This window comes from Rhodococcus pseudokoreensis (genome assembly GCF_017068395.1).
Lineage (GTDB): Bacteria > Actinomycetota > Actinomycetes > Mycobacteriales > Mycobacteriaceae > Rhodococcus_F > Rhodococcus_F pseudokoreensis.
On record NZ_CP070619.1, the window covers coordinates 4,975,555 to 4,987,981 of the forward strand.

General features: G+C 68.2%; 10 protein-coding genes. 3 read left to right on the forward strand and 7 right to left on the reverse strand.

Annotated features, from left to right (window positions below; all coding sequences use genetic code 11):
- Nucleotides 1–102 precede the first annotated feature (102 nt).
- A complete protein-coding gene (locus tag JWS13_RS27950) occupies nucleotides 103–1,008 on the reverse strand; it encodes an NHL repeat-containing protein (RefSeq protein WP_206008646.1) in 906 nt (301 codons plus the stop codon).
- Between the two features lie 470 nt (nucleotides 1,009–1,478).
- Here JWS13_RS27950 and JWS13_RS27955 point away from each other — a divergent pair, with 470 nt between their 5' ends.
- Nucleotides 1,479–1,913, forward strand: a complete 435-nt coding sequence (locus JWS13_RS27955; protein ID WP_206008653.1) for a VOC family protein — start codon at nucleotides 1,479–1,481, stop codon at nucleotides 1,911–1,913.
- Nucleotides 1,914–1,925: 12 nt separating this feature from the next.
- Here JWS13_RS27955 and JWS13_RS27960 read toward each other — a convergent pair whose 3' ends face one another.
- The gene (locus tag JWS13_RS27960) at nucleotides 1,926–2,765 is read right to left on the reverse strand and encodes a nucleotidyltransferase domain-containing protein (RefSeq protein WP_206008656.1); all 840 of its coding nucleotides are present in this window, start codon (nucleotides 2,763–2,765) and stop codon (nucleotides 1,926–1,928) included.
- A gap of 38 nt (nucleotides 2,766–2,803) precedes the next feature.
- On the opposite strand from JWS13_RS27960, the gene JWS13_RS27965 reads away from it, so the two are divergent.
- Nucleotides 2,804–3,199 (forward strand): VOC family protein, encoded by a 396-nt coding sequence (locus tag JWS13_RS27965; RefSeq protein ID WP_206008659.1) that lies wholly within the window; start codon nucleotides 2,804–2,806, stop codon nucleotides 3,197–3,199.
- A 10-nt stretch (nucleotides 3,200–3,209) separates the two neighbouring features.
- Here JWS13_RS27965 and JWS13_RS27970 read toward each other — a convergent pair whose 3' ends face one another.
- From JWS13_RS27970 to JWS13_RS27990, 5 genes are all read right to left on the reverse strand, one after another.
- Nucleotides 3,210–4,358: an FUSC family protein gene (locus JWS13_RS27970; RefSeq protein ID WP_206008661.1), complete on the reverse strand. Its 1,149-nt coding sequence runs from the start codon at nucleotides 4,356–4,358 to the stop codon at nucleotides 3,210–3,212.
- Between the two features lie 141 nt (nucleotides 4,359–4,499).
- On the reverse strand, nucleotides 4,500–6,149 hold the full coding sequence (locus JWS13_RS27975) for a dipeptide ABC transporter ATP-binding protein (protein WP_206008663.1): 1,650 nt from the start codon (nucleotides 6,147–6,149) through the stop codon (nucleotides 4,500–4,502).
- A gap of 14 nt (nucleotides 6,150–6,163) precedes the next feature.
- Nucleotides 6,164–7,096, reverse strand: coding sequence for an ABC transporter permease (locus JWS13_RS27980; protein WP_206008665.1), 933 nt, complete (start codon nucleotides 7,094–7,096; stop codon nucleotides 6,164–6,166).
- Nucleotides 7,093–8,052 (reverse strand): ABC transporter permease, encoded by a 960-nt coding sequence (locus tag JWS13_RS27985; RefSeq protein ID WP_206008667.1) that lies wholly within the window; start codon nucleotides 8,050–8,052, stop codon nucleotides 7,093–7,095. The genes JWS13_RS27980 and JWS13_RS27985 overlap by 4 nt, the downstream gene beginning before the upstream one ends.
- 43 nt (nucleotides 8,053–8,095) lie before the next feature.
- Nucleotides 8,096–9,700, reverse strand: a complete 1,605-nt coding sequence (locus tag JWS13_RS27990) for an ABC transporter substrate-binding protein (protein WP_206008669.1) — start codon at nucleotides 9,698–9,700, stop codon at nucleotides 8,096–8,098.
- Between the two features lie 344 nt (nucleotides 9,701–10,044).
- On the opposite strand from JWS13_RS27990, the gene JWS13_RS27995 reads away from it, so the two are divergent.
- Complete coding sequence (locus JWS13_RS27995) at nucleotides 10,045–12,417, forward strand: arylsulfatase (RefSeq protein WP_206008671.1); 2,373 nt, start codon at nucleotides 10,045–10,047, stop codon at nucleotides 12,415–12,417.
- Nucleotides 12,418–12,427 lie beyond the last annotated feature (10 nt).

Here is a 12,427-nt window from a genome sequence, read left to right on the forward strand (position 1 = left end):
TAGTCCTCTACGGCGATCAGGGCGGAAGTCGGTCAACTTCGGATTACGTTGGACCAATAGGTTGTAGTGCTTCTCGGAGGCTTCACGATGGGTGTTGGTGTGCTAGCTGCTGCCGAAGCCTGACAATGAGCCTGTCCCGGGGGAAGGAGGGGGAGTCGTCGGGCTGATAGCGGGGGCAACGGCGACGTCGGTGGGTAGGTTGAATCCGGTCCCGATAGTTGTTTGGCCACCGCCGTCTGCCGGCACCATCACCACTCTGTGGTTGCTGCTGTCGGCGATGTACACGTTCGCCGCACCATCGACTGCGACCCCGGATGGTCCGTTGAGGCCGGTGCCGACTTCGGTGTGGGGTCCGCCGTCGACGGGTACCCTGACGACTCGACTGTCGCCCTGGTTGGCGATGTAGACGTTGCCGGCGTTGTCGACCGCTACGCCATCCGGCCGGTTGAGTTCGGCGGCGACAGTAGTCTGGGGGCTTCCGTCGGCGGGGACCTTGACCACGGTGCCGCCGTCGAAGTTGGCGATGAACAGGTTTCCGGTGGTGTCGACAGCGATCCCTGAGGGCGTGCGGAGGTTGGTGCCGACGGTTGTCTGAGCCCCGCCGTCAGAGGGCAGTCTGAGTACTCGTTGGTGAAGAGTGTCGCTGACGAATACGTCTCCGGCGGCGTTGACTGCGACCCGAGTCGGGGCGTACAAGCCCGTGTCGAGGACGATGGTTTGGGTGCCGTCGGGTGTCACCTTGACCACCCGATTATTAGAGGTGTCGGCGATGAACACGTCACCTCGGGTATCGACGGCCACACCGTTCGGCTGGTTCAACCCGCTACCGACCGCAATCTGCTCGCCAGCTCCTGGAGCAATGCCGACGACCTGATTCAAGATGACGTCGGCGACGTAGACGGTGACCGGTGGCGTCACCTCGGCCGCCCCCACCGGAGCAGCGGACAACACACCGCCAGCGGTAACGCTCATCAGCATTGCGCCCACCAGCACGCCGGCTGTGAGCATCCCTCCCCGTCGGCACCCGGGAAGCGCTCGGGAGGGTGCCGAGGCGACCTCAATCCACGAGGAATGCAGCGGCAAAGACATCGACAGTTCTCCTCAGTAAGGGCGGTTCGAAGACCGTAAGACGTGACGACCGCGCATTACCGGGTATCGGCAAGTTGCGGACATCCAGACTTTAGTTCAAACTTCGATCACCGGCGCACATCCCTGGCGATTGAAGTGGCCGTGTCTTCGATGATGAGAAGCTAACGGGGCGAATGTCATTCAGGTGAATGACAACCGGAATTGGGTGAACTCCGGACCGCCGAGGCGCTGGGCGAAGCGATGCTCGCGTTGTCGGGGAAGCCGCTGCACGCGCACGGTTGAGCGCGTCGTCGTCGATGCGCCGGCGTGCGGTGCGGAACAGTGCCACTATCTGATGCGGAGCCTTTCGCTCCCCAGGTACACCGCCCAGCTACGGAGGAACTCGCATCATGGACTGGACCCTCGAAGTGGTCGTTCTGCCCGTCAGTGACATCGATCGATCCGTCGCGTTCTACCGCGACAAGCTCGGTTTCCATCTCGATCATGACACCACCAATGAGCACATGCACGTCGTCCAGCTGACGCCGACCGGTTCGGGGTGCTCGATCGTGATCGGCGACCTCCCGTCGCACACGGAGATGGCGCCGGGGTCGATGAGGGGGTTGCAGTTGGTGGTCGCCGACGCGACCGCGGCGCGGCAGGAGTTGCTCGACCGGGGTGTCGAGGTCAGTGAGATCACCGTGTTCGACGAGCGTGACGGGGGAACGTTCTTCGGTTTCGCCGATCCGGACGGCAACACGTGGGCGGTCCAGCAGATCAGGGCGCGGGCGGAGAAGCCGCTGATTCCGGTCGAGGCCCGCGGTCGGTTCGGGGAGGACGGCTGAGGGTTCGCCTGGTCAGGTGAGCGGGCAGGCGTCGCGGGTGTCCGCGACGAGCCGTTCGGCCAGGGTCAGGGCGGCGGACAATTCGTCCGGTGTCGTGCCGAGCCGGCCCAGGACGGCGTGAGCGCGGGCGCTGAAGTCTGCCGGTGCGTTCGGCAGGGCGCCAGCAGCGGCGACGGCGCCCTTCTCGCTGATGAGCCAGCGCCGGGCATGCGCGTGCAGGGCGTGGGCGCACAGGCACACCGCGCGAAACAGGCACCCCGCCACGTACGTCGTGTCGGCTCGCGGGATTGCCTTGCGGGCCAGCACGGTGACGAACTCCGCCTCCCACAGTCCCCGCCGCACCAGGGCGTCGCGCAGCGCGTCGGGGTAGTGCTGCATGTCGGTGCGGAACTCGCCGAGCTGTCCGGACGGATCGGCGAGGATGACCGCCGACGCGAGTTCGCCCGCGTAGGCGAAGTCCGCGAATCCGAACGGGTGACCGGTCTGGGCGTGGAACCCGTACACCCCCTGTTGCGCGTCCCGCCACACCGCGGTCACCCGGTCGAGGTCGCGGTACAGCCAGTCCACCGCCCGGCCGTCGCACGACAGCCACGCCCCGCCGTCGACCCACGGACCCCATTCGCCGGTGCGCGTCGCAGTCGTCCCGGCGCCCGCCCACTCCTGCGCGAGCGCGGTCAGCCCGTCGGTGTCGAGCGTCCCGCGGTAGTAGACGCCCAGGTCGTAGTCGGATTCCGCCGTGTGCGTGCAGCGGGCGCGGCTGCCGCCGAGGGTGACGCCGACGACGCCGTCGACGCGACACAGCCGCTCGGCGAGGGGCCGCAACACCGCATCCTGAAAATCCACACCCCACATCGTCCACCCCGGCCCGGCGCAGCGGATAAATTCGGTTCATGCTCATCCTGGGAACGACCGTGATCGGGGCACGCGACGTCGACCGCGCAATCAGGTTCTGGACCGAGGCACTCGGACTGACCGCGCGCCCGCCGGTCGGCGACAACAGTTTCACCAACCTGACGCGGCCCGACGGCCGCCCGGTGCTCGCGATCCAGCAGAGCGAACACGACGCGGAGCCCGAGCCACGGCTGCACCTCGACCTGCACGCTCGCGACGGCGAGGATCAGGCCGCCGAGATCGAGCGACTCGTCGGCCTCGGCGCACAGCGGGTGCCGTGGGACCGGTACCCGGAGGACTCGGACTTCGTCGTGCTGGCGGACACCGAGGGCAACCGGTTCTGCGTCATCGACAACTCACGCGCGCCGGAGGAGTGCCGGCTCGACCTGTCCTGAGGTCGCCGGACTACGCCGCGCCCGCGTACTGGGCGGGACGGGGCAGCATCGGCCGGCAGACGGCACGCGGGATGCCGCACACCTCGAAGAAGTCGATGACGATCGATCGGACCTGCGCGGAGACGACCGCCGCGGAGAAACCGGCCGAGATCTCCTGCTGCGGCAGTGACCGCGCGAAGCGTTCGAGTTCGTCGCTGATCTGAATTTCGTTGGGCTTCTTCGCCGGCGTCGTCGCGAGGATCATCAGCCGCATCCGGTCGGCGAGGTGCGCCAGTTCGGAGACGGCGTCCGCCAATTGCGGGTCCACCCGCTCGCCGTCGTACGTGGCGATCAGGGCCCGCCGCACCAGAACCCGGGTGTTGCGTGCGGCGTTGTCGATCGGGTCCGCGATCGACGCGAGCCGGCCGATGCGGCGGCGTCCCCGCCAATGAATCGGCGAAATTCGTGCCACCTCGGACCCAGAGCGGAGTTCGACGCGCATGCTGTCGATCATCGACTGCGTCGAACGGGCAAGTGCGAGAGCGTCCTCAAGCGCGGAGACATCCCCGGCGGCCAGCCCCTTCGACGTCTGCCGGAGGGCCGCGGACACGCTGTCCAGCACGGCGGCGGCACACCGGCGCGTCCGCCGCACGGGGTCGGTGGGCAACACGGACAACGCCACCAGGCTCAGCGCACCTCCGATCAACGCATCCACGACCCGGTCGAACGGGTGCGCTGCGGTCGCGGACGCCATCGCCGCGACCAACGCCGCCGACGAACCCGACTGCAGCACGATCACCGAACCACCGTCGAGGAGCACCGCCAGCGACATGGCCACCGCCACCACGAGGCAGATCTGCCACGGGCCGTTGCCGATGTACCGGACGACGACGTCCGACACGATCGTTCCGATGGTGACACCGGCGATGAGTTCACCGGCCCGGCGGCTGCGGGCGCCGCGCGCGACGGAAAGGCACACGACCGCGGCCAGCGGGGCCAGCAACGGCTGCTCGTGACCGGCCACCTCGACCGACACCCACCACGCCGCCCCCGCGGTGACCGCCGTCTGCGCAATCGGCACCAGGTACCCCGCGAAGCGAAGCAACGCGGTGCGCAGCGACGGCCATGCGGTGGAGCCGGCACGTCGGAGGAGGCCGAGTATCGAGATGAGCTGGAGCACAGTGGTACAGCTTTCTGGACGATCACACGCGGGCAGGAGCACGTTCACCGCAAATCCTGTCCTGAAATTCTTACGCGCGTGTAAAAGTGGCCCCTTTCATTGCGCAGATCACGTTCTGCCACGGGTTTCGGGCGATGCAGGTCACACGGTCGCCGCCTGCTGCCGGCGCGCCCGCTGAGCGACGGGGTCCGGGATGGGCAGCGCCGCCACGAGCCGTCGGGTGTAGTCGTGCTGCGGGTGGGTCAGCACGCTCGTCGCGGGACCGATCTCGACCAGTTGCCCGGCGCGCAGCACGGCGACCGTCGTCGACACCCGCTCGACCACGGCGAGGTCGTGGCTGATGAACACGGCGGCGAAACCCAGTTCACGCTGGAGGGTGGCGAACAGTTCGAGCACATCGGCCTGCACGGAGACGTCCAGGGCACTCGTCGGTTCGTCCGCGATCAGCAGGGTGGGTTCCAGCACCAGTGCCCGGGCCAACGCGACCCGCTGACGCTGACCGCCGGACAACTCGGACGGCAGCCGGGTGGCGAACGACGCAGGCAACCGGACCGCCTCCAGCAGGTCGGTAACCTTCTTCCGCCGCTCGGCGCGGGTGCCGACCCGGTGGATGTCGAGAGGCTCGGCGATGCTCTCCTCGAGCGTGAAGCGGGGATCGAGCGACGCCGCGGGATCCTGCGGCACGAACGCCAGCCGGCGGCGCAGTTCGCGCAGCGCCGCCCCCCGGGTGGCGGCCACATCGCGGCCGTCGACGCGGATCGTCCCGGTCGCCGGAGCAATCAATCCGGCGATGGTGCGACCCAGGGTGGTCTTTCCCGAACCGGACTCACCGACCACACCGAGCACCTCGCCCGCGGCCAGCCTGAGCGACACGGCATCGAGCGCGCGGAACGCTGCCTGACCGCGCCGGCCGGGGTAGACGACCGACACGGTGTCGACGTCCAGTACCGGGGTGCTCGTCTCGGCGACCCCGGTGGCGGGTTCCGCGACCTCGGTCGGCTGCGGGAGGCGGAGGACGGAGTCGAGCAGGTGCCGGGTGTACCCGTGCCCGGGTCGCGCGAAGATCTCGGTGACCTCGCCCCGTTCGACGACCTCGCCGAGTTGGAGTACCACCACACTGTCGGCGATGTCGGCGACGACACCCAGGTTGTGGGTGATCAGCAGGATGCCGGCGTTCGTACGGTCCCGCAGCCGACGGAGCAGGGCGAGGATCTCGGCCTGCACCGTGACGTCGAGCGCGGTGGTGGGCTCGTCGGCCAGGAGTAGCACGGGGTCGTTGGCCAGTGCCAGCGCGATGACCACACGCTGCTTCTGGCCGCCGGAGAGTTGGTGCGGGTAGTAGTCGACGCGCTTGGCCGGCTCCGGAATCTCCACCAGGGTCAGCAGCTCGACGGCGCGCTCGCGCAACCGCTTTCGACCGGCGTGGCCGTGTGCACGCAGGGCCTCACCGATCAGCCAGCCGACGGTGCGGACGGGGTTGAGCGCAGTCTGCGGTTCCTGGAAGATCATCGCGACCCGCCCACCGCGGACGGCGTCGAGTTCGCGTTCGGACGCGCCCAGCACCTCGACGCCGTCGACCTTCACGGAGCCGGCCGCGGTCGCGGTGGGCGGGAGCAGTCCCATCGCGGCGCGGGCGGTGATCGACTTGCCGGACCCGGATTCGCCGACGAGCGCGACGATCTCGCCCCGATCCACACGGAGACCGATGCTCCGGACGGCGGGGCGCGGATGGCTGAACGCCACCTGCAGGTCCGTCACTTCGAGGGCAGGAGTTGGGGATGCTGCGGTCACGAGAGTGGTCCTTTCTACAGGCGCCGCGCGTGCGCGAATGCCTGGGAGATCAGCAGGAAGCCGAGGGTCAGCAGGGACACGACCACCAGGGGTCCGACGGCGAACAGCGGGTTGGTCTCGAGGTAGCGGTTGCCGTCGCTGAGGATGGAGCCGAGCGACGGAGTCGGCGGAACCACGCCGATGCCGAGGAAGCTCATCGCGCCCTCGATGAACACGGCGATCGACATCGACAGTGCCAGTTGCACTCCTAGTGGTTCGACCGAGTTCGGCAACACGTGCCTCCGCAGAATCCAGCCGGTGCTCGCGCCCGAGACCACGGCGGCCTCGACGTAGGGCAGTTCGCGCACCTTCAATACGGACGTACGTATGAGCCGGCCGAACACGGGTATCTCGGCGAGGACGATCACCAGCACGACCGCCTGGACGCCCGGCCCGAGCACGGCGGTCAGCGCAATCGCCAGAACGAGCGCCGGGAACGCGAGGATCACGTCGAACACCCGCTGGGCGAGAACATCGGTGTAGCCGCGGGTGCCGGCGATCAGACCGATCACCGATCCGAGGATCGCACCGACGGGCACCGCGACGAACACGATCAGCAGGTCGGCGCGGATCCCGAACAACACCCGGGACAACACGTCACGGTTCACGTCGTCGGTGCCCAGCCAGTGCGCGGAACTCGGGCCGAGGAGGAACGACGCGTCCAACTGCTCGTCCGGTGCGAACGGCGCGAGCACCGGGGCGAGCGCCCCGAGGAGCACCACGATCCCGACGAGGATTGCGCCGGCCAGCCCTCGGCCGTGTGTCACACTGCGCCACAGCGACTCGGTGCTGCGGCGTGGATCCCGATCGGCCGCGGTTTCCGGGACCAGACCGGGCAGAAGGTCCGCGGGACCCTCGGATGGCGGCACCGCCGGTGCCGTCACGTCACGATCGACCAACTCGCTCATGCCTGTCCTCCCAGACGAATACGCGGATCCAGCCACGCGTGGGCCACGTCGGTGAGCAACTGCAGCACCACGAACACCGCGACGGACAGAACCAGCAACACCTGCACGAGCGGGTAGTCGCGGCTGTTGATCGCTTCCTCGGTGAGCAGTCCGAGCCCGGGCCACACGAAGATCGATTCCACGAGCACGGCCCCGCCGAGCAGACCGCCCACGGTGAGCCCGAGCACGGTCAGCACCGACGGCAGGGCATTCGGCAGCGCGTGCGCCAGCACGACGCGGCGACGGCTGACGCCGATCGACCGGGCCGTCACGACATACGGTTGCCGCAGTTCGGTGTGCAACGACTCCACCAGAAATCGGGTCAGGGCGGCGCCGGCCGGAATCGCCAGGGTGACCGCCGGGAGGAGCAGGTACTGCGCGGCGATGTCGGGCCGGGTCAGGAACCCGTCCGGTGGGGTGCCGCCCGACGGCAGGATCGGCCACAGGATCCCGAACAGCAGCACCAGCAGCGTCCCAGTGATGAAGATGGGCAGCGCCGCCGCGATCGAGTTGTTGACCGTCACAACGGCGTCGAGTACCCGGTTGCGGAAGATCACCGACGCGGTGCCGACGACGAGCGCGTACACCACCGCGATCAGCAGGGCGGACGCCGCCAGCACCACCGTGTTCCGGGCGCCGTAGGCGATCAGGTCACCGATCGAGCCGCCGACGATGTAGGACTTGCCGAGGTCGAAGCGGAACAGGGATCCGAGCCACGACAGGTACTGCGCGACCAGCGGCCGGTCGAGACCGAGATCGGCACGTACCGCCGCCAACTGTTCCGGCGAGGCGTCCGCACCGGCGAGTGTCTCCTCCGGGCTGCCGGGCACCAGGCGGAGGATGGCGAAGATGAGGAGTGAAGCGAGGAAGAGCACGAGGACGGCCGACGGGAGCCGCCTGGCCAGATAGGTCACCATGATGTCGAGTCCTGGGTCGGTGGGTGTGCGGGCGGTCGTCGGATCACGTGCGGAGCAGGTAGGTGGAGTCGAAGCGCGGATCGTTGGTGCGGGACCAGTCGAACCCGCCGAGGTTCGTGGACACCACGACCTCGGTCTGCACCACCCCGATCTCCACCAGGAACAGCGAATCGAGCAGGTCGGCGTTCAACTCCCGGTAGGCGGCGATCGCCTCGGGTGACGTGGGGTCCTGCTGTTGCCACGCCGCCACCGCGTGCGCCTGGTAGTCCGGGTCGAGGAAGTTGGAGGCGTTCTTGACCGCGTTGAACGGGAACGCGGCGACGGCCAGTGTGGACGGGGTCATCTGTGCGAATCCGTGCTGGGTGACCCACAGCCCCGGGAACTGCCCTGCCACCAGCAGACTGGTCATCTGGGCCGTGTCAGTGGGGATCAGGTCGACGTCGATACCCACGTCGCGCAGGTTCGCCTGGATGATCTCCGCGATGATCCGCGACGTGCGGTCGGCGGGGTAGTTCAGCGGGATGGCCGGGACGTCACCGATCTCGGCGACGAGTGCGCGCGCCCGGTCCACGTCGCGGCCGTACGTGTTCGCGGTCTGGTCGTCGTAGGCGGGCGAGGTCCGCGGCCACGGCAGGCTGGACGCGTAACCCTTCCCGCGATAGACGTCGGTGAGAATGCGATCCCGGTCGATCGCGTAGGCGATCGCCTGCCGGACCCGGACGTCGTTCAGTGGCGGTGCGGAGACGTTGATCCCGATGTACTGATCGGACTCGGCCCCCTCCAGCACGTGGGACCGGAATCCGCCGCGGGAGACGGCGAGTTCGGCGTCGAGGGAGGGCAGGCCGTAGGCGGCGTCGATCTGACCGGTCCGCAACTTGGTCACCAGCGCCTGATCGTCGGACACGACGGCGAACGTCACACCGTCCAGGTGGGGCGGACCACCCCAGTAGTCGGCGTTGCGGGCCAGCGACAGCGCGACCTTCGGCTGCCAGGAGACGAACGTGAACGGCCCGGTGCCGTTGAACACCCGCCCCTCCTTCAGGCCGTCGACGGTGTCGCCGTCGAGGATCGGCGCGACGGCCAGCAGGTCGAAGATGTTCCCGGTCGGCTGGGACAGGGTGAGCACGATGCGGTGGGGGTCGCTGGTGTCGAACCCGGTGATCGTTGCGGCGGTGCGCCGGAACTGCGCGTTCCAACTGGGATCGGTGTAGGTCCGCAACGTGAATTCGACGTCCCTCGACGTGAACTCCTTGCCGTTGTGGAAACGGACATCGTCACGCAGCGCCAACTCCAGCCGGCGTCCGTCGTCCGACAACTGCCACGACGTGGCCAGCCGGGGCTCCGGATCGAGACTGTCGTGCGGGTACTGGACCAGGGTGTCGAAGACGTTGGCCGACACCCCGCCGTTGGTCGGGTTGTTGCCCAGCGACAGGAACGTCGCGGGGATCAGGTCGGCGCCGACACCGATCCGCGCCGTCCCGCCGGTGGGCACGTCCTGTCCCGGTTGGAGTTCCGCTGCCGTACCCGACCGCTGCAGGCCGACCGCCGAGGTGCAGCCCGAGGCCAGCACGACGAGCGCGGCGACCACCGCCGTGACGAGAACGCCTCGCCGCCGGCGCGCGGTCGACGTGGGGAAACGAGAAGACATAGCTGTGTCCTAAGGGTCACCCGAAGGGAAATGGAAAGGCAGGGATACGCGGGACCCGTGAACACCCCGGACCGAGAAGTCCGGACGACGAGAGGCGTGAGGGGACGTTCAGCTACGGCAGCGACACCGCACGCAGGCGCGGTCACAGCTGGTCGGAGTACCCATGGGATCGAAGCTAGCACCGGCCCGGACGCGCGACCAAGCTCGCACAGTGGTTGAAATCTTCATGATTCTAAGTACTCGACGGGCCCGCGAGCGACCGTAGTATTTCCCGGATTGAACGGGGAAATATTTCTCCGATTCTCTGGGGAAACACGCCCCGGGTAGTGAAAGGGATTGTGATTGTGACGGATTCGACAGCGATCGGAAACAGGCAGGGTTCCGGCGAACAGCAGATCCCGTCGGGCGCGCGAGGGTACGACGGATTCGGCGGACACGTCGGGCGGACCAGTGCGGAGTCGACGCCGTGGTGGAAGCCGGAGGCGAAGGCCCCGGCCGGCGCGCCGAACATCGTGGTGATCCTCATTGACGACATGGGATACTCGGACATCGGGCCGTTCGGCTCCGAGATCGACACCCCCAACCTCAACCGTCTCGCCGACAGCGGCTACCGGCTGTCGAACTATCACACCACCTCGGTCTGCTCACCGGCCCGCGCCGCGCTGCTCACCGGCCTGAACCCGCACCGTGCCGGGTACGGCAGCGTCGCGAACTTCGACCCCGGCTTCCCCGGACTGCGGATGGAACTGGCCGACGACGCGCTCAGCCTCGCCGAGATTCTGCGCGCGAACGGGTACGCCACGCATGCGGTCGGGAAGTGGCATCTCGCGCGCGACACCAACCTCGCGCCGGGACGCACCCGCGACTCCTGGCCGCTGCAGCGCGGATTCGACAGCTACTACGGGTCGCTCGAAGGGATGAATTCGTTCTACTACCCGAACGAGCTGATCTCCGACAACTCGGTGGTCGACGTCGAGGAATATCCGTCGGACTACTACGTCACCGACGACATCACGGACAAGGCCGTCGCCCGCATCAAGAGCCTGCGCGCCCACGACGCCGACAAGCCGTTCTTCCTGTACTTCTCGCACATCGCCATGCACGGGCCGCACCAGGCCAAGCCCGAAGACCTCGCGAAGTATCGCGGCCGCTACACCGAGGGCTGGGACGCCGTGCGACGCAACCGGTTCGACGCGCAGGTCGAGGCCGGATTCTTCCCTCCCGGAACGCCGATCGCCGAGCGGAACACCGAACCCGGCTACGACGCCCCGCCGTGGGACGAACTCACCGAAGAGGAGCAGTCACGGTTCGTCCGGTACCAGGAGGTCTACGCCGCCATGGTCGACAGCATCGACCAGAGCGTGGGCCGGGTCCTCGACACCCTCGACGAACTCGGTGAAACCGACAACACCATCATCGTGTTCACCTCCGACAACGGCGGCACCGCCGAAGGTGGTGCGGCGGGGACCCGTTCGTACTTCAGTCAATTCGTGCACGGGCCGGTACCAAATGACTGGGTGCGTGACGTCCCGCACGACGAGGAACTGATCGGCTCGGAGAAGATCGGCGTCCACTACCCGCGCGGCTGGGGTCAGGCGTCGAACACGCCGTTCCGGTTCTACAAGGGCCAGACGTTCGCCGGCGGTGTGCGGGTGCCGTTCCTGCTGTCCTGGCCTGCCGGGCTCCGGCGCGACGAGGGCGACACCGGGCTGCGCAAGCACTACTCGTACGTCACCGACATCACCCCGACCCTCCTGGACCTCGCCGGACTGGAGACGCCGACCCACCGGAACGGGCTTCCCGCCCAGGAGCGGGACGGCGTCAGCATCGCCGAGATCCTCCGGGACGCCGCGCAGCCGACCCCGCACACGGAGCAGTACGCCGAGTTCGGCGGTCACCGCGGGTTCTACCGGGACGGCTGGAAACTGCTGTCGCTGCACACGGATCCGACCCGGGTCGACGATCCGCAGTGGCAACTGTTCGACGTCGAATCCGACCCCGCCGAGACCACGGACGTCGCGCACCTCTTCCCCGAGAAGGTGCAGGAACTCGCCGAGGCGTGGGATCGCGCGGCCTGGCACAACACCGTGTTCCCGATCCTCAACGACCGCAAGGCCGTGCAGCGCCGGCCCGACGAGCGCCGGCTCGCGGAACCGGTGAAGATCCTCGCGGGCACACCCACGCTGGAACGCTACCGGTCCAGTGTGCTGGTCCAGTACCGCGACTTCACCATCGACGTCGCCACCCACGAGATCGCCGCAGGCGACGAGGGTGTGCTCGTCGCGCACGGCGATCCGCACGGCGGTTACGTGCTCTACGTCGAGGACGGTCGAATCGTGTTCGCGGTCAACAGCTACGGCCGCATCGCGTACACGTCGGCGCCCCTGGGCGAGGGTGTGGTCGGCGTGCAGGTGCGGGCCGAGGCCACCGAATCCGTTCGGTGGAACTTCACCGTCGCGCTCACCGACGCGGCCGGGGTGACCACCGACGTCGCCACCCTCGACGACCAGTTTCAGCTCGTCGGCATGGCGCCGTGGACCGGGATCTCGGTGGGTGTCGACGCCCGCGGACCGGTGGTGTGGGATCTGCGGGAACGGCGCGGGACGTTCCGGTTCACCGGCCGACTGCAGTCGGTCACCTACACCCCCGGACCGGTGCGGGTGCCCGAACCGGTCATCCAGGAGGTCGAGGAACTGGCGGAGGCGATGGCCGACTGAGGGGTCGGCC

What these genes read in the sequence shown, in the direction of transcription:
- JWS13_RS27950 (WP_206008646.1), bottom strand. Translation starts at nt 1,008, where the DNA reads ATGCTCACAGCCGGCGTGCTGGTGGGCGCAATGCTGATGAGCGTTACC.
- JWS13_RS27985 (WP_206008667.1), bottom strand. Translation starts at nt 8,052, where the DNA reads ATGGTGACCTATCTGGCCAGGCGGCTCCCGTCGGCCGTCCTCGTGCTC.
- JWS13_RS27980 (WP_206008665.1), bottom strand. Translation starts at nt 7,096, where the DNA reads ATGAGCGAGTTGGTCGATCGTGACGTGACGGCACCGGCGGTGCCGCCA.
- JWS13_RS27960 (WP_206008656.1), bottom strand. Translation starts at nt 2,765, where the DNA reads ATGTGGGGTGTGGATTTTCAGGATGCGGTGTTGCGGCCCCTCGCCGAG.
- JWS13_RS27955 (WP_206008653.1), top strand. Translation starts at nt 1,479, where the DNA reads ATGGACTGGACCCTCGAAGTGGTCGTTCTGCCCGTCAGTGACATCGAT.
- JWS13_RS27965 (WP_206008659.1), top strand. Translation starts at nt 2,804, where the DNA reads ATGCTCATCCTGGGAACGACCGTGATCGGGGCACGCGACGTCGACCGC.
- JWS13_RS27990 (WP_206008669.1), bottom strand. Translation starts at nt 9,700, where the DNA reads ATGTCTTCTCGTTTCCCCACGTCGACCGCGCGCCGGCGGCGAGGCGTT.